The sequence below is a fragment of the Methylobacterium sp. JK268 genome (genome assembly GCF_054052225.1).
On sequence record NZ_JBSVZN010000057.1, the window covers coordinates 1 to 14,483 of the forward strand.

General features: G+C 64.5%; 20 protein-coding genes and 1 pseudogene. 9 read left to right on the plus strand and 12 right to left on the minus strand.

Annotated elements, in window-relative coordinates:
• The 3 genes and pseudogenes from ACW9J6_RS33915 to ACW9J6_RS33925 form a co-directional block, all read right to left on the minus strand.
• A pseudogene (locus ACW9J6_RS33915) lies at positions 1-422 on the minus strand (IS5 family transposase); the annotation flags it as partial.
• A 69-nt stretch (positions 423-491) separates the two neighbouring features.
• Entirely contained in the window at positions 492-827 is a 336-nt protein-coding gene (locus ACW9J6_RS33920; RefSeq protein WP_457120729.1) for a hypothetical protein, read from the minus strand.
• 45 nt (positions 828-872) lie between these two features.
• Positions 873-2,048 carry a phage late control D family protein gene (locus ACW9J6_RS33925; RefSeq protein ID WP_457120730.1) on the minus strand — a complete coding sequence of 392 codons (1,176 nt, stop codon included), beginning with the start codon at positions 2,046-2,048 and terminating at the stop codon, positions 873-875.
• 359 nt (positions 2,049-2,407) lie between these two features.
• On the opposite strand from ACW9J6_RS33925, the gene ACW9J6_RS33930 reads away from it, so the two are divergent.
• Positions 2,408-2,593 carry a hypothetical protein gene (locus ACW9J6_RS33930; protein WP_457120731.1) on the plus strand — a complete coding sequence of 62 codons (186 nt, stop codon included), beginning with the start codon at positions 2,408-2,410 and terminating at the stop codon, positions 2,591-2,593.
• A 3-nt stretch (positions 2,594-2,596) separates the two neighbouring features.
• On the opposite strand, the gene ACW9J6_RS33935 is transcribed toward ACW9J6_RS33930, so the two are convergent.
• Entirely contained in the window at positions 2,597-2,836 is a 240-nt protein-coding gene (locus ACW9J6_RS33935) for a hypothetical protein (RefSeq protein ID WP_457120732.1), read from the minus strand.
• A gap of 96 nt (positions 2,837-2,932) precedes the next feature.
• Between ACW9J6_RS33935 and ACW9J6_RS33940 the strand changes: the two genes are divergently transcribed.
• Positions 2,933-3,637 carry a recombinase family protein gene (locus ACW9J6_RS33940; RefSeq protein ID WP_457120733.1) on the plus strand — a complete coding sequence of 235 codons (705 nt, stop codon included), beginning with the start codon at positions 2,933-2,935 and terminating at the stop codon, positions 3,635-3,637.
• A 420-nt stretch (positions 3,638-4,057) separates the two neighbouring features.
• Here the strand turns inward: ACW9J6_RS33940 and ACW9J6_RS33945 are convergent, their stop codons facing one another.
• From ACW9J6_RS33945 to ACW9J6_RS33975, 7 genes are all read right to left on the minus strand, one after another.
• Positions 4,058-4,588 (minus strand): hypothetical protein, encoded by a 531-nt coding sequence (locus ACW9J6_RS33945; protein ID WP_457120734.1) that lies wholly within the window; start codon positions 4,586-4,588, stop codon positions 4,058-4,060.
• On the minus strand, positions 4,585-4,968 hold the full coding sequence (locus ACW9J6_RS33950) for a hypothetical protein (RefSeq protein WP_457120735.1): 384 nt from the start codon (positions 4,966-4,968) through the stop codon (positions 4,585-4,587). The genes ACW9J6_RS33945 and ACW9J6_RS33950 overlap by 4 nt, the downstream gene beginning before the upstream one ends.
• A complete protein-coding gene (locus tag ACW9J6_RS33955) occupies positions 4,958-5,137 on the minus strand; it encodes a plasmid mobilization protein (RefSeq protein WP_457120736.1) in 180 nt (59 codons plus the stop codon). Before ACW9J6_RS33955 ends, ACW9J6_RS33950 begins: the two co-directional genes overlap by 11 nt.
• Positions 5,134-5,349, minus strand: coding sequence for a ribbon-helix-helix protein, CopG family (locus ACW9J6_RS33960; protein WP_457120737.1), 216 nt, complete (start codon positions 5,347-5,349; stop codon positions 5,134-5,136). The genes ACW9J6_RS33955 and ACW9J6_RS33960 overlap by 4 nt, the downstream gene beginning before the upstream one ends.
• 757 nt (positions 5,350-6,106) lie before the next feature.
• A complete protein-coding gene (locus tag ACW9J6_RS33965) occupies positions 6,107-6,394 on the minus strand; it encodes a hypothetical protein (protein WP_457120738.1) in 288 nt (95 codons plus the stop codon).
• Between the two features lie 39 nt (positions 6,395-6,433).
• Complete coding sequence (locus ACW9J6_RS33970; RefSeq protein WP_457120739.1) at positions 6,434-7,654, minus strand: hypothetical protein; 1,221 nt, start codon at positions 7,652-7,654, stop codon at positions 6,434-6,436.
• A gap of 322 nt (positions 7,655-7,976) precedes the next feature.
• Positions 7,977-8,552, minus strand: coding sequence for a hypothetical protein (locus tag ACW9J6_RS33975; protein WP_457120740.1), 576 nt, complete (start codon positions 8,550-8,552; stop codon positions 7,977-7,979).
• Between the two features lie 999 nt (positions 8,553-9,551).
• Here ACW9J6_RS33975 and ACW9J6_RS33980 point away from each other — a divergent pair.
• The 7 genes from ACW9J6_RS33980 (at position 9,552) to ACW9J6_RS34010 (ending at position 14,079) form a co-directional block, all read left to right on the plus strand.
• The gene (locus ACW9J6_RS33980) at positions 9,552-10,184 is read left to right on the plus strand and encodes a nucleotide-binding protein (RefSeq protein ID WP_457120741.1); all 633 of its coding nucleotides are present in this window, start codon (positions 9,552-9,554) and stop codon (positions 10,182-10,184) included.
• 4 nt (positions 10,185-10,188) lie between these two features.
• The gene (locus tag ACW9J6_RS33985; protein WP_457120742.1) at positions 10,189-10,521 is read left to right on the plus strand and encodes a hypothetical protein; all 333 of its coding nucleotides are present in this window, start codon (positions 10,189-10,191) and stop codon (positions 10,519-10,521) included.
• 38 nt (positions 10,522-10,559) lie between these two features.
• A complete protein-coding gene (locus ACW9J6_RS33990) occupies positions 10,560-10,850 on the plus strand; it encodes a hypothetical protein (protein ID WP_457120743.1) in 291 nt (96 codons plus the stop codon).
• A gap of 233 nt (positions 10,851-11,083) precedes the next feature.
• On the plus strand, positions 11,084-11,743 hold the full coding sequence (locus ACW9J6_RS33995) for a hypothetical protein (protein ID WP_457120744.1): 660 nt from the start codon (positions 11,084-11,086) through the stop codon (positions 11,741-11,743).
• Between the two features lie 1,217 nt (positions 11,744-12,960).
• Positions 12,961-13,212 carry a DUF4926 domain-containing protein gene (locus ACW9J6_RS34000; RefSeq protein ID WP_457120745.1) on the plus strand — a complete coding sequence of 84 codons (252 nt, stop codon included), beginning with the start codon at positions 12,961-12,963 and terminating at the stop codon, positions 13,210-13,212.
• A complete protein-coding gene (locus tag ACW9J6_RS34005; protein ID WP_457120746.1) occupies positions 13,209-13,550 on the plus strand; it encodes a DUF6883 domain-containing protein in 342 nt (113 codons plus the stop codon). The genes ACW9J6_RS34000 and ACW9J6_RS34005 overlap by 4 nt, the downstream gene beginning before the upstream one ends.
• A gap of 394 nt (positions 13,551-13,944) precedes the next feature.
• Positions 13,945-14,079: a hypothetical protein gene (locus ACW9J6_RS34010; protein ID WP_457120747.1), complete on the plus strand. Its 135-nt coding sequence runs from the start codon at positions 13,945-13,947 to the stop codon at positions 14,077-14,079.
• Positions 14,080-14,092: 13 nt separating this feature from the next.
• On the opposite strand, the gene ACW9J6_RS34015 is transcribed toward ACW9J6_RS34010, so the two are convergent.
• The coding region (locus ACW9J6_RS34015; protein ID WP_457119260.1) for an IS5 family transposase at positions 14,093-14,483 on the minus strand (391 nt) is incomplete at its 5' end.

Genomic DNA, 14,483 nt, shown 5'->3' on the forward strand with positions numbered 1-14,483 from the left:
GCGGACGACCAAGTGGATCTTGGTGCTCAGGCCGCCGCGGGACCGGCCGAGCGCCTGATCGGATGGGGCGGGATGATCAGACCCCCTTTTTTCGCGCCCGCCGCATGTTGGTGAGCGCGTACGATGGTGGAGTCGACGATCAGGTACTCGAAGTCGAGATCGTCGGCCATGGCCTCGAAGAGGCGCCACCACACGCCTTTCTGGCTCCAGCGGCTGAAGCGGCGGAACACGCTGTTCCACTCGCCGAACGCCTCGGGCAGGTCGCGCCACGGCGCGCCGGTGCGCACGATCCAGAGCACACCTTCCACGAACATGCGGTTGTCGCGACCCGTCGAGCCGCGCTGATCCGGCCGGCCGATGATCAGGGGAGCCATGCGCTCCCATTGGGTATCGCTGAGAACGAGACGATCCAGAACGCCCAAGGCTGCCCTCCAAAAAGCAGCCTTGAATCACGCAGGACTCGCCAAGGGAACCCCAAGAGTCCACACCTCCTAGCTCTTCCCGCCCCGCACCACCCTCAATCCGCCCAGGACCGGCGGCAGGTCCGGCGGCTTCGGCGGCCCGGTCAGGTCGGGGAAGTAGGCGTGGCAGCGCGGGTGGTACTGGTTGCCTCGCACCTTGTCGGGCGGCGGATAGGAGCAGTCATGTGCGATGCCCTCCAGCACGCGCTCCAGCGGCGTGTCGGCGCCATACTTCTCCGCGAGGCGGGCGAGCCGGTAGGAGCCCTGCCGCGAGGCGCAGATCCCGCAGGCAACCCGCACGATCACGAACGGGTACTCGGCCAAGCAGGTGACCCGTCGACCGCCGATGCCCCGCCCCTGACCCATGCTCTGCTCCGCGTGAACGAAGCAGGAACATAGCGCGTGCATGCCTCAGAGCACGCCCGCGATGTTGATGGCCCCCTGGACGATCGGGTCGACCGCGCCGAGCAGGCCGTTGGCGATCACCGAGCCGACGAGACCGCCGTCGCCGGGCTCAAGGAACATCATGCGCCGCTGCTCGGGCGTGGCGTTGTTGTAGATCGTCGCGTAGTCAGCTCCGCCACCGGGCGGGTTCGCCTTGATCGTGGTGACGATCCCCTGCTCCTTCGTGTAGCCGTGCGACACGTTGAAGGTGACGTAGGACCCGTCGATGCCGTCGCGCATGCCGGCGACCAGCACCTTGTTCTGGTCGCGGATCCAGGGATCCCCCTTGGCCAGCGTGCACTCGAGCAAGGCGCTTGCGTTGGAGAGGGCGAAGGACTGCGACTGTGCCGCGGCCTTGGCGTCCGCTTCGTTGCGGAACATCGGGCCGATGGTGTGTGGGATCTCCTGGCCGACGATGCCGGCAGCACCAGGGATCGCCTGCTCGACGAATTTGCGCATGTTGGTGTCCGGGTCGAGGTAGGACGCCCGCACCTTGGTGAAGCTCGGGCGCGTGACGTGACGCACGCTCCCGGTGCCGAAGTGCGGCTCGCGCAGGACGATCGTCTGCATGTCCTGGCCCGACGCGGTCTGGCCGGAGTCCTTGGGCACCACCGAGAGCTTGCCGTCGGCGACCTTGGCGATGAGGCCGTAGCGGCGCTCTAGCTCCTGCATCAGGTGCAGCGAGGACGTGACCTGGTTGAGGTACTGGACCTTCTGGCCGGCGACGCTCGGGTGCACCTTGACGGAGAGGTTGCCCTGCTGGCCGATCGCCCCGAAGATTTCGCCGAGCGTCTTGTTCTCGTACTCCTTGATCTGGGGCGCCTTGAGCGTGTCGAGGAAGCTCACCGACGAGCCGCGCAGCTGGATCGCGCGCGGCGTCCACAGGAAGGTGACCTCGAAGATCTCGAACGCCCCGAACGGGGCGAGGCCGACCTCCTTGTAGCCGAGGCTGAGGCTGAGCTTGGTGCCGACGTCCGGCCGGGCCACCGCCCAGTCGCGGTCGTCGATCGTTATGGTGCACAAGTCTCCATTCCCCTGCGACGCGCACACCACTGAGATCGCGGTGGTGCGGTCGTTGAACCGGCCGGTGATGTCGAGACCGTCCTTCAGGATCTGGTAAGCCGGCGTGTATCCGGTAGGCATTCGTAGTGCTCTGTCCATACTGTGGTGAGTAGAGGACGGTATAAACCGCCTTTTGTCTGTGCGGTACCAAGGCAGATCAGCCAAGTGCCGGTCGATGTCCTACAAAAAAGACCCCACCCCTGCACTTTTTCATCGACTGTGCTGGAGATGTGCTGTAGGCTGAGCCGTTCATTGACATCGTAAAGTCATGAGGTCTGGACGGTCCGATCCCGTCCATTCGCTCATCACCACAGTGTGCGTGCGTGCGTGCAGTAGAGATGAAGTGCACGGCGGCTTAAGCCATCGTCACACCAGGTTTTCAGTAGCAATGATCGCCGGATATGCTACCGATCTTGTGTCACTCACGACAGGAGATCATCGTGGCAGTCATCGACATCGCGCCGATCATCGACATCGTTGTTGCGCCGCTGGACGTCGTCGAAGGGGTCGAGCTTGCCGCCCACATGGAGGGTGACAGCGCCCTCGCTGCGGCGGCGTTCCGGTTGCAGGAGGCTATCCTGGGGTTCGTCGAGGCGTTGGACAGCCGATGCAAGCAGGGGGCGTGAGGCTCAGGCCCGGTGGAGGGCGGCGTAGGTTCCCACCACCCGCCGGAAGTCGAGGCGGGCCAAGCCCTCCAGGACCAGGGCGGCCCGCTCCAGGTCGTCCGGATCGTGCTCTGCGCCGCGCAGGAGGGCGCAGAGGGCCGTGCCGCGTGCGCCGAGCAGGAGGTGCGCGGCAGTTCGTAGGGACCGCAGGCGTGCGCGCAGCTCGGCCGGGTCGAGGCCGCTGCGCCACGGGCCCCACTGCATGGGGGTTGGGATGGTCATTTTCGGGGGTAGAAACCGGTTGTGTATCAGCTCCAAATGGTCGTATGGTGATGATACAAGCTGAATCGAGGTAGGCCCGTGACCGCCACCGACACCCCCCAGCTCCCGCTCAAGCGCCCGATCGTCTCCTACGTCCGCGTGAGCACGGGCGCGCAGGGGCGGTCAGGTCTCGGCTTAGAGGCGCAGAGGGCGGCGCTGGCGACGTTCGCCGAGGCCAACGGGTTCGAGATCATCGAGGAGTTCACCGAGGTCGCCAGCGGCAAGCTCGACGCCGCCTTTGACGCCCGGCCTCAACTCTACCGGGCTCTGGCGCGGGCGAAGAAGCTCAAGTGCGCCGTGGTGGTGGCGAAGCTGGACCGGTTGAGCCGCGACGTGGCCTTCATCTCGGGCCTCATGGCGCAGCGGGTGCCGTTCATCGTCGCCGAGCTGGGAGCCGACGCGGACCCCTTCATGCTGCACATCTACGCCGCCCTGGCGCAGAAGGAGCGCGAGATGATCGCGACCCGGACCCGCATCGCCCTCGCCATGAAGAAGGCCGAGGGCGCGCAGCTCGGGAACCGGAAGAACCTGTCCGAGGCCGGCGTGAAGGGTGCCGCCGCGAACAAGTCCGGCGCTGACGCCTTCGCCTCGAACGTCCTGCCGCTGATCCACAAGCTTAAGGCCGAAGGGCTGTCCCTGCGGGGGATCGTCGACGAGCTGAACGCCCGGAAGATCGCGACGGCCCGCGGTGGCGAGTGGACGGCGATGCAGGTGTCACGAGTCCTGGCGCGCACGGCGGCGTGAAGGTAGCGACTCGCTGTTCCGGTGGACACCCGACAGGACCTTCTGATCCTGCCGGGCGCTTCCTCCAAAGACTTCGCGTTCTTGGCGCGATGCCGCTGAACCAACCTGTGATAGTGGAATGTGGTTCCGGTATCGGTCCTTGCAGAGAGCAGCGCCCGCCGGGAGGCTGGTTCTCACCGGCGGGCGCACCGCGAGGCGACGAGCACGGCGGGGATCATCCGTGCGGGCCTCTAGCGGGACTCTGTGTTCATCAGGCGGACTTATCGCCCCCGGGCGTGCGGGTCGATCCGTCCGACACGCTGGCGGGCGGCGTGACGGCGCCGTCCTCGACGGCTTCCCGCTCGGCTCGGCGCCGGCGCCGGGTGGCGGACCACACCGGCTTCGACGTCGTGGTCGACGTCGTCAGCGGCGGGCTCGGCATCACGCGGCCGGGCGGGGCTTCGGCGGGCGACCGGGACCACGGCGGGCCGGCACGACCGGGACGGGGTCGTTGTTCGGGTCGTTGCTCTCGCCATCCTCGGGCGACAGGATCGCGGCGTTCGCGGCGAGGGCCTGCCTCACGGCGTTCTCGACGATCTGCGCGAGGTCGGGCGACACGCTGGACAGCTCGGGCGTGGTGACCGGCGCAGGCTCGTCCGCGAGCAGGGTGTCGATGCGCTCCCGGCCGAGTTCCCGGAGCATCTTCCTGGTCATGACCATGACCTCGCCCGGGCTGTAGGTGCCAGCGTTGAGCTTGCAGCACGGGCACGCGGTCTTGGCGCGCTCCGCAGCCGCGCGCTCCCGCTCGGCCATCGCCTGGGCTTCCCGCTGCTCGGCCAGTTCCCGCTGGTGGGCGACGTAGTCGGGGTCGGCGAGCTTCGCCTGGATCGCCTCGCGCTTCTCGGCCGCCTCCCGCTGGCGCTTCAGCCAGCCGCCGGGGCTGGAGTGGGTGGTGATGCGGTGGGGTCTCATCGGCTACCGGCTTTCAGGTAGGTGTCGAGCTGCGCGCGGGCGGCGGAGTCACCCTGTCTGGCCTTCACCATGAGGTTGGTGACGGTCGCGGCCGACATGGCGGCGGGCGGTGTCGCGGACGTCTTGATGCCGAACCGCTGCGGTTCGCGGTCGACCATCTGGCGGACGACGGCCCGGGGAGAGGCGAACTCGCCCTCGGCGTCTAGGATCGCGTGGCCGAGCCCGTCGCGCATCCACGGCGAGTCGAGGTTCGTCGCTTCGATCCGGGCGGCGATGTCCTCGACGACGGCGATGCGCGCTGAGGGTTCGAGGTGATGCACGCGGCCGACGAGAGCTGAACGAACAGCGTCGGCGGCAATTTCAAATGCACTAGCAGTCATGGAATTCTGCGATTGATTTCGTTGGGTAGAGGGTGACGGCGCAAACGACGAGTCGTCGGACGTACTCAGCGATAGACAGTCCGGCTTCGGCAGCCTTCGCTTCGATCTTCTCGGCGAGACTCGGGGATGCCTGGAAGGCGACGAGCAGTGGCGCGGTGGAGGTCTTCACGTCGCCTCCCGATGATGGCGACGGGCGACGGCGAGGGCGGCCGGCACGAGCGCATCATCCTCGGCGAGGCGGCGCAGGAGGGCCTGCCGCAGCAGTTCGCCACGACCAAGGCCGTGCCTGCGGCAGGTCTCGTCGATGGCGGCGGTGGTGCCGTGGGGGAGCCTGAAGGACAGGATCTCCGGCAGTTCAGGAAAGGGGTGTCCGGTTCTCATGGGTGTTCGTGGTGTGACTGTGGGTGGGTTGCGGGCATGAAAAAACCCGCCGGGTTGGGGCGGGTTGGTCGAGACGTGATTACGGGGCTACCATATTCAGTGTACGGGATCCCCCCTCAAACGTCAATTACGCCTCTGGAACGCCTGCGGTCTGCTCTAGAGAATGCAGCTGTGGCAACTATCATGAGAGTGTACGTTATCGTGCACTGTCTGTCAATTTCGGCTCAGACACGGCCATGTCCCTGCGCTAGTGTCGGAGGATCACCGTCCCGGGTGGTTTCGTGCATGCCGGTCGAGAAGCCGGGCAGGAGGGTGAGAGTGACGGCCGTCTCGCTGTGCACCACACAATCGGCCAGACACTCTTGCATCGGCACGTGGTTCGGATGTCGAAATGCTGCGCGTAGAAAATTCCAGACATCGAGAGCTTAACGCCACATAATGTTATGTGGATCTGTTCACAAAATCGTGATATAAAAGAAATCTCTTGCGCAATGCGGCGGTCTGTAATACTAATCAACTCGAGAGTGATGGCGCATTCCTCACTCTCGCACCTGTGGTAGGGTGTTCAGGGCGGTTTCCTGTGGTGGGGGGCCGCCCAAAGGAGCGGCTTCCTCTGATGGGAGCCGCTCCTTTTTTCTTCAGAGATTACCCGTTCGGGTAACGGGCAAGGAGTGGGGCCTTACCGGCGAGGGTAGCGGCTGCATGCACGTCGCGTTGCCGAGCAGTGGGTGATGATCTCGGCCGGTGCGCCAGATCCTCACTGCGTGCAGCCGTACTCCGCGAGCTGCCGGCGCCGCCGCTCCTGACGCTCGGCGGCGCTCTCGACCAGGGGCTCGTCTTCGTCGGGGGCGACGTCGCTCTCGACGCGGCGCGCCCCGATCCCGGCGTCACGGTTCGCGCCGTCCCGCAGGAGTTCGCACATGGGGTCCTCGTGCGGCGCCGGTTGCGACCGCGCGGGTGGTGTCGTGAGTGTCTGCGCGCCGGCAGGCATCGCCCAGATGGTCACGAGGGCCAGGACGACGATGGTGGCGTGTGACAAGCCCATCAGGAGCGTCCCCTGGGTCGACCTAGTCACTGTACCACGTCACGCGGCCTCCCGATCCCGGCGCTGGCCCGCCCACCAGCCGCGCCACTCGTCTTCCGGGTGCATGCATTCGGCCAGCTCGCGCCGTGCGGCGTCGGCCCCCGCGAGCAGGCGCGCATAGGTCGCGTCCTGCGTCTCCTGGGAGGGCATCACGTAGCGCGACGGCGGGGAGGTCTGCGCGACCGTCCCACTCGCATCCTCCTGCTCGGCTACCAGCGTCGCCGCAGTCGCGACCGTCGCCAGGGAGGTGTCGGCCCCGCCCGCGGTCGCGATCGGCGCCTCTGCGGCGGAGGATGTCACGCTTTTCGCGTCCCCCCTCTCAATCTCTTTAGGAGCGGGGGACGCGTTTTGCGTGACAGCCGCCTTCTGGGCTCGGCCCTTCCGTTTCCGAGCCGCCGCCTTCTCCCGCTTGCGGGTGGCCTTCTCTTCAACCGTGAGAGTGGGCTTCGCGGCCTTCCGGGCGGCGCGCTTCGCCTGCTTCTTCAGGCGGTCCCGCTCGCGCCGGACGTCGGCCGCGTCGATCCCGGTGAGCCCGCACTTGTTCGCGCGGGCTGCCCGGAGCTGCGAGACGGTGAGGTCGAGGGCGTGCGCGACGTCGTCGGGCGTCGGGCCAGTAAGGTAGCCCGGCCTCCCGGTGTTGATCCGGTCCGTGAGCGACGCGCGGGCGGCGTCGAGGTGTTCGCCGAACATCAGCTTCAAGCGTGCCTCCCCCAGGCAGGCGACCACGGCCGGGAGGTGCCGGCGCATCCACGTCAGGAACGATGACCAGCGCGAGCCGGTGAGGGCCGCGGCGTTGGCCGAGAAGGCGGTGATGAAGTCGACGTAGACGTGCACGCGATCAGTCACGTCGACCACGACCCCGCCGACCTCGGCCTTCATCAGGCGCGCGAGGGCCGCGCGCTGACCGAGGCGCATCTTGACGGTGGTGCTGATCTCACAGGCGACGTCAGCGGCTTGGGCGAGGCGCACCGCCTGGCGGATGCGCTTGCGCATGGACGGGCCAGCGCCGTGCTGAACGTGGGCGACGTCGGAGAGGGCCTGCTCGGCCTTTTCAAGGGTCTCGTCGCGGCCCTCGGCCGACTGGCGGGCCGGCACTCCTAGGTCGAGCGCGACCGCGTGCTTGCCCAGGACGCCAGCCAGGGGCGAACCGGGGACGCATTCAAGATCGTGATGGAGCGCTTGTGAGTTATCTGTTTCTCTGATAGGTGAGACGTACGACACGACTGGTTCCGGTGATCCCCGTGCGCGCAATCTCTGCCAGGAGGCGCATGGGGATCATCCCCATCACGAGGTTGGTCGGTTCTGACTTCATCAAGATCCTCCGACCCAGGTTCTGAGTGAGCGGGATTGCTCACCCAGGGTCTTCTCTGCGTTGAACAGAGGAAGGCCCACTTGCCGGCTAGCGCGATCGCGTGACCGTTGCAAATCGTCGCTCCGACGACTGAAAACCAGCCGCCCCGGTGGGTTGCGGGCGTGCTCATGCGTGGGAAATAGGTCAGAAATGCTGACATTTTGCTGCGGCGGCAACGAGGGTGCGACAGGCTCAGTTCTTGATGCATGCTTTCAATTGAATATATGGCAGTGCCGGCTCATTCTGGATACCATTGAAGTCTGTAAGTAATTGCTGAGCAGTATTCTGTAGTGTTGTCCCATTGACATTGGTTGTTAATAGAAATCCATGACCGCCGGCAATTTGAGATGGTGGGTGTTCATTGTAGTCAAAAGTCACCAGACCAGGAATAGTATGAATATGAGGTGGAATTGTAATAGAATGCTGATGATAGGCAACTTTATTCCTGGGCTCCTTGTCAATCATCTCAGGTCCAACTTGAGCCGCAACTGTTCCAGGTGAAGGACTCCCCACAATTGCTCTACCTCGAGCAGCCACGAACTCTAAGGATGATTTTGGGCAATTAGTAGTTTGTACGAAAAAAATACTTCCAGATGGGAGTGCGGAGTTTTTTAGATCAGCTATATCCTGTGCATTTGCATCCAATTTTGATCGCAATTCCTGGATTTGATCTTGAAGAAGGGTGAGGGCCGACTGCTGATCTTGTGCATGCACCTCGCACGTCAAATGAATAAATGCTATAGCTGCAACAGTAAATACCTGTCTCATGTGCGGCTCCTACTGTTGGTTGGAAAACTTTAAAATTGTTGGACGGAAGACCATATTACATAGCGGAGGTTCTGGATAGTCAAGACGTCCACTGCTAGGTGGTCGGATGAGATCTGCCTTGCTCGGACGAGGTCGATCAGCCTAGTGCACAGACGCTGACATTCGCATCAGATGCCAGGTTGGTACCGGTTGGAACTGCAAAGGAAATCGCCCTGTACGGTGTACCTTTTGAAGGGTCAATGCACTAGAGTTTTACAAATATCTCGACGAGGGCGAACACGCGCGTCAGTGCGGCCAGGATCCGATCATCTGGAGCACAAACCCCGCAAACACCAGCAAGGCCCCAACGCCGACCGGCGGTCTCCATCGCTCAGACAGGGCGGAGGTCTTGGCAGTCAGTGCCGCGTCCATCTCGGCCATACACCGCCACCTTTGCTCAGGCGTCATCCGATCCTGTTGATATCTGGGGACAGGCGGCAAGCCGAGACGCTTGCGAAGAAGATTAGTGATTGAACCTTCCAACCTCCGAACTACGTCAGCGGCTACCTCTGCTTGCGGACTGCGATGTATCTCCTGAGGTTGATGAGTTAGATACTTCTTGTGATCTTCCGCCACGTTCTGCTTCAGCCGGTGTAGCCTGTACTCCGGCCAGACGTCGTAGGTGATGAGCGCGACGCCCAACATGTCCGCAATCAAGCCCACCACGTTGAACCAGGGACTCATCTTCGGAACCCTCGACAAACAACCAGGGAAGAGATGGTGTGTCCCGAGGATCCTCACAGGAGGCGTCAGAACGGCCGGGGGGATCGCCGGCACCTACCCGCCAGCCGCCCCCGGAACGGCCGCTGGCGAGCCTCCCATGCACGTTAAAACTCATCACGCTGTAGCGTTGTAAATTGCAAGTTGCACCGCCTGATGGTCGCAACTCCGCTTTCGTGCCTTCTCGTGACGTGGTAGCGTTGCACCGCTGTAACTTACAGCGTCTCGGGACCTGCCTCGATGAAGGTACTGTGCATCGCCAGCCAAAAGGGCGGCTCGTCGAAGACGACGATCGCGGCGGGCCTCGCGGTGGCCGCCACCCAGGACGGTGAGCACGTCGTCTGCATCGACGGTGATCCGCAGGGCTCGCTGCTGTCGTGGGGCCGGCGGCGGCATCGTCGCGGCCTGAACGACATCGTCTTCCGTGCCGTCACACCCTCCGAGGTCGACGGCTTGCTCGACCGGATCCAGGCGCACGGGAAGCACTCCCTGGTCCTGATCGACAGCCCCGGCCAGCTCTCGGCCGCGGTGACCGTCCTCGTGCGGGGGTCCAGCATGGTCCTGATGCCGGTGCGCCCGTCCATTCTCGACATCGAGGCGACCAGCGCGACGGTCCGGTCGGTCGGGCAGATGGGGAAGTACTTCGCGTACGTGCTCGCGCAGACGGACTCGCGCCGCCCCGCCCTGATCGAGGAGACGCGCGCGCTCCTGTCCGAGACCGGCGCCGTGGCCCCGGGATCGATCGCGTCGAGGGCGGCGCACCAGACGGCGATGCTGGAAGGGCTCGGCGTCACGGAGATCGGTGGACCGGCCGGCGACGAGGTTGCGGCGCTGTGGGCTTGGCTCAAGGCGCGGATGAGCAAGGGGACCTGACGAGATGGCGACGAAGACGAAGACCACGAGCAGCCTCACCGCCGAGGCAAAAGGTACAACTGGCAACGCTGTAACTTACAACGCTTCAGCGGATGATCCCTTTGCCCCGAAGGTGTCGGCAGGGGGCGAGCAGGTGGTGGTGCCGCCGGGGTTCAAGCTCGTGAAGGCCCGCGCCGTCCGGCCGCACGTGTCCGTGTACCTGCACCCGCGCGTGATCGCCGCCATGAAGGACATCGCGGGCGCCCGGGGCGTGAAGGTGCACGACGTGTACCTCGACGCGATCCGGTCGTTCCTCGCCACCCACGGCCAGGAGTTCGATAAGCTCAACGCGGATTAAGTGTTACAACGCTGTAACTTACAACGTTTGGGGATGGTATGGACGCGGTGTTGAAGTACCCCATGATGCAGCAGGTGTTCGCGTGGGTCGGCTACCTTGTCGTGTGCGGCTTCATCGGCCACGCCATCGGCAAGCTGTTGTACAGTTTGGCGGCGGAAGCGAGAGCCAAGGACAAGCGCATCGAGTTGATGTCGGTCGCCACCGCCGTCCTGGCCCTACTCGTGTCCGGTGCCGCCCTGGCCTACACGATACGGCAAGTCGACAGCTTGACCGACCGGGTTGCCGCCTTGGAGAAGCTGCTCCCAGCGAATTCGCCCAAGCCTAACTGAAACGTTGAAACGCTATAAGTTACAACGTGTGACCGTGTACGCGCTGTTGCGGCACTGCGCTTAGAAACGAAAAACCCGCCGATATGCGGCGGGTTTTTGCGTCATTGGTTTAAAAAACTGCTGTTGACCCGGGGGGGAGGCGTAGCCTGCGTGTTCCCGAACCATTCCAGAATGAGATAGAAAACGGACCCCGTCCTGTCAACCCAAACAGCCTCAAAATCAACCCAAACCCCATGCCGAAAACCTTCACGCCGGCGGAACTGGCGGGGCTGCCCGGAGTGATCTCGGCGCCACGTATGGCAACCTACCTCAACGCACGGGGAGGCAACCACACGGCTGCGCTTGCCCTCTATCGCTGGAATATGCAGATCTCAGCTGCCTTCCTACCACCGTTACAGCTCTGCGAGATAGCGGTGCGCAACGGTGTGGCACTGGCAATCCAGGCACGCTTTGGCCTGACATGGCCGACGGATCCCGTGTTCCTGCGAAACCTTCCTGCAATCGGACGGTTCAACGATCAAGACGAGCTACGCAACGTAGCTAAGCGCCACCGTGACGTTGGGCAGATTGTAGCACATCTTTCCTTCAGCTTTTGGCAAAAGCGGATGGTGGTTCGCCACCGTCGCGACATCTGGCAGCCAGGCGTACTTGGCCACTTTCCTGGCTTACCTTTGGTGTTGACTCCAGAAGGACAGCTCATTCGAATGCACGATGAGATTGAGAGAGTACGCAACTTGCGAAACCGAATAGCTCACCATGAGCCGATTTTTGCATTCAATCTGCGAGAGGAGTACGATCGTATCTTGCGTGTTATCGGCTACCGCAGCCTGGATGCATCCACCTGGATTGACCGGGTACAGACCGTGTCAGAGCTACTCGTAGACATGCCATAGTAGCTCATCGCGAGTAGTGCGTGCACGCACGCACATAGTTCTGCAAGGTGACGTGAGCGCTCTACAGCGCCTCGGTAGAACTACGAGACGCTGATCCTGTTCCGGATCAAGCCCTTACCTTTCTCCGTCGCGGTTAACACCTTGACCCGCCGTGCGCGTCGTCGCAGGCTGCGCGATGCTCGGCGTGTGCCGAGTCGTGGAGATGACCGCAGCCGTAGCACTGAGACCCTGAAAAGCCAACGGCCCCGCTCCTTGCCGGGAGGGGGCCGTGGAACCGCCGAAGCGGCGAGATCAGGAATTCAGACCCCCTGATATCGCCAGATGCTCCCCCGGGAGTCAAGCTGGAACCTCGGTTCCGGCAACGGCGAGGCTTTGCCTGTGGACCCCGAACACCACGCGGTGATCGGGCACGAGTTGCTGCGGCCCTAGCAGGGCCGATCGATGCCGCATGCCACCTACCGCCTACCCCGCGCTGTCGCAGATAGGCTCACGACGGCCCTCAGCGGCCGGAAGAACGCCTCCGCGGCGCTCGCTCTGGCCGAGTGGCTCGCCCGCATGTGGAGCGCTCCCAGGCGGCTGTTGTGCGCCTTCCCGATCGATCGGAGGGCCATCGCTGGCCGCGAGGATCTGGGGCTCACGGAAGCCCGCGTGCGTGGCGCCATCGCCGTGCTCGAGGAGATCGGCTTCGTCACCCGGTACGAGCCCGACCCCGGCAAGCGCTACCAGCGCACGACCGAGGGGTTGCAGCGCCGGCCGATCCTGTTCCGGTTCGGCGAGGAGTACGGGGTGGAGTTCGCCAAGGCCAACGCGCGGGCTCAGGCGGCCCGTGGGGCTGCGTCTCCCGCTCGCCGGCCCGTTCCTCGCCCCAATCCGCTCCCAGCCGTCCTGGACCGTCCTGCAGCACGCGCACCGCTTCCTGCAGCCGCCCCAGTCAGGCCGCTCGCCCAACTCGCCCAAAAGCAAGTCCTAGGCGGAAGCCATCTGCTTATGGGCGAGGAGCGGGGGACGGAATCGGCGTCTCCCCTTGAAGCGGCTCTGGCACGTCTCGGCCGAGGGCTAGGTCTGTGAGGACAACGGCTAGCGGAACCGCCGCAGAGCTGCCGAGGGGCAGGGTCGCAGGTCCGCCAGCAGGCCAGCGAGATTCGTACAGGACGGCGGGGATTGGCGATGTGCAGAACGCATTTGACAACGCGCCACCGGGGACCATCCTAAGACGCATGTCCGTCGAGTTCGCCTATCGGTTTCGCGAGGAAGCGCCGCAGCTGGGTCTGCGGGACCTGGATAGCGTGGTGCTGACCGCGGGCGTGGTCAGCGATGACGGCGACACGATCCCTGCCGGCACCGAAGGCACGATCGTCAGCGTGCATGACCACGGCGTGACCTACGTCGTGGAGTTCGCAGAACCGCCTGGTGCCCTCGCAACCGTCGAGCCTCACGAGATACGCCTCGTCGCGAGCACCGGGCATTGACCTCGCCCAAGGGCACCGTCACGTGGCTGATCCCCAGGCCGAAGATCACCGCCTACCTGCTCGACCTTCAGCATCCGCGCGGTGGGTCGAAGGCGAAGTTTCTCATCGGCTTCGGCTTCACGCCTGATGCTCCGGACGTTCTCGCAAACGCCCTCGTCGCGCACGCCCGGGGCAACCCTCCGGGCCTGACGATCTTCCCCCAGAAAGGGCTGTGGCGGATCGTGTTCGAGGGACCGGTGACCGCGCCGGACGGCCGGCAGATGCCCTTGCGCACGGTCTGGGAGCCGCGGGATCTGTCCGAGATGCACTTCATCACAGCGATCCCGCTCACCCGATAGACCGGACCCAACCCTTCCCGCCCCGCACCACCCGCAGACCATCCAAGGCCGGAGGCAGATCCGGCGGCTTCGGCGGCCTGGTCCTCAAGCTGCAGGGACGGCGGTCGGCGGCATCGGCTGCGACCTGTCCGGCTGCGTCGCGTCCGGACCCGTCCGTACCGGTGCCGCCGAAGGCGAGCCGGACGTGCGCGGAGCGGGTCGCGCGGGAGCCGGGAGCGGGAGGTCAACCGTGACGACCCGGCCCGTGAGCGGATCGAGGATACGGACCTGTGCCATCGACTTACTCGCGCGACGAGAGCACAGCCTGTCGGAACTCCCGTAAGAGTTCGTTACGCACTGTCTCCCGGGGCCGCCTGCACCACATCATGTGGAAACGTAGGGAGAGGAGATGGTCATGTCCGGCAATGACTCGATCCACGAACAGAGCCGCACTGTCGACACGGGCGATCAGCTCAGCAGCGTGATCCTGCTCGGCATGGCGCTTGCGGGAGGGCTCCTGGCCGCCCTCATTCTCACGGTGATAGGCTAGGCGCTGTGGACACTTACCGGAGCCACAAGACGATAGCGGCGATGGTGACAACGGCTGCGTAGTTGCGGGCAGTTTTCTCGTAGCGTGTGGCGACGCGCCGGAACTGCTTGAGCTTGGCAAAGCAGCACTCGATCAGGTGGCGCTCGGTGTAGAGGGCTGTGTCGAGATCATACTTCTTGGCTCGTGAGGGATTGTTCGGGATCACGGCCGTGGCGCCCTTGTCGGCAATCGCCCTGCGCAGCCGGTCGCTATCGTAGGCCGCATCAGCCAGGACCACCGCGGCAGGGAGATCGGCAAGCAGGGCCTCAGCCTGGGGCGCGTCGCCCTTCTGGCCCGCCGTAAGGGCAAACCGGACCGGACAGCCCAGACCGCGGACGACCAAGTGGATCTTGGTGCTCAGGCCG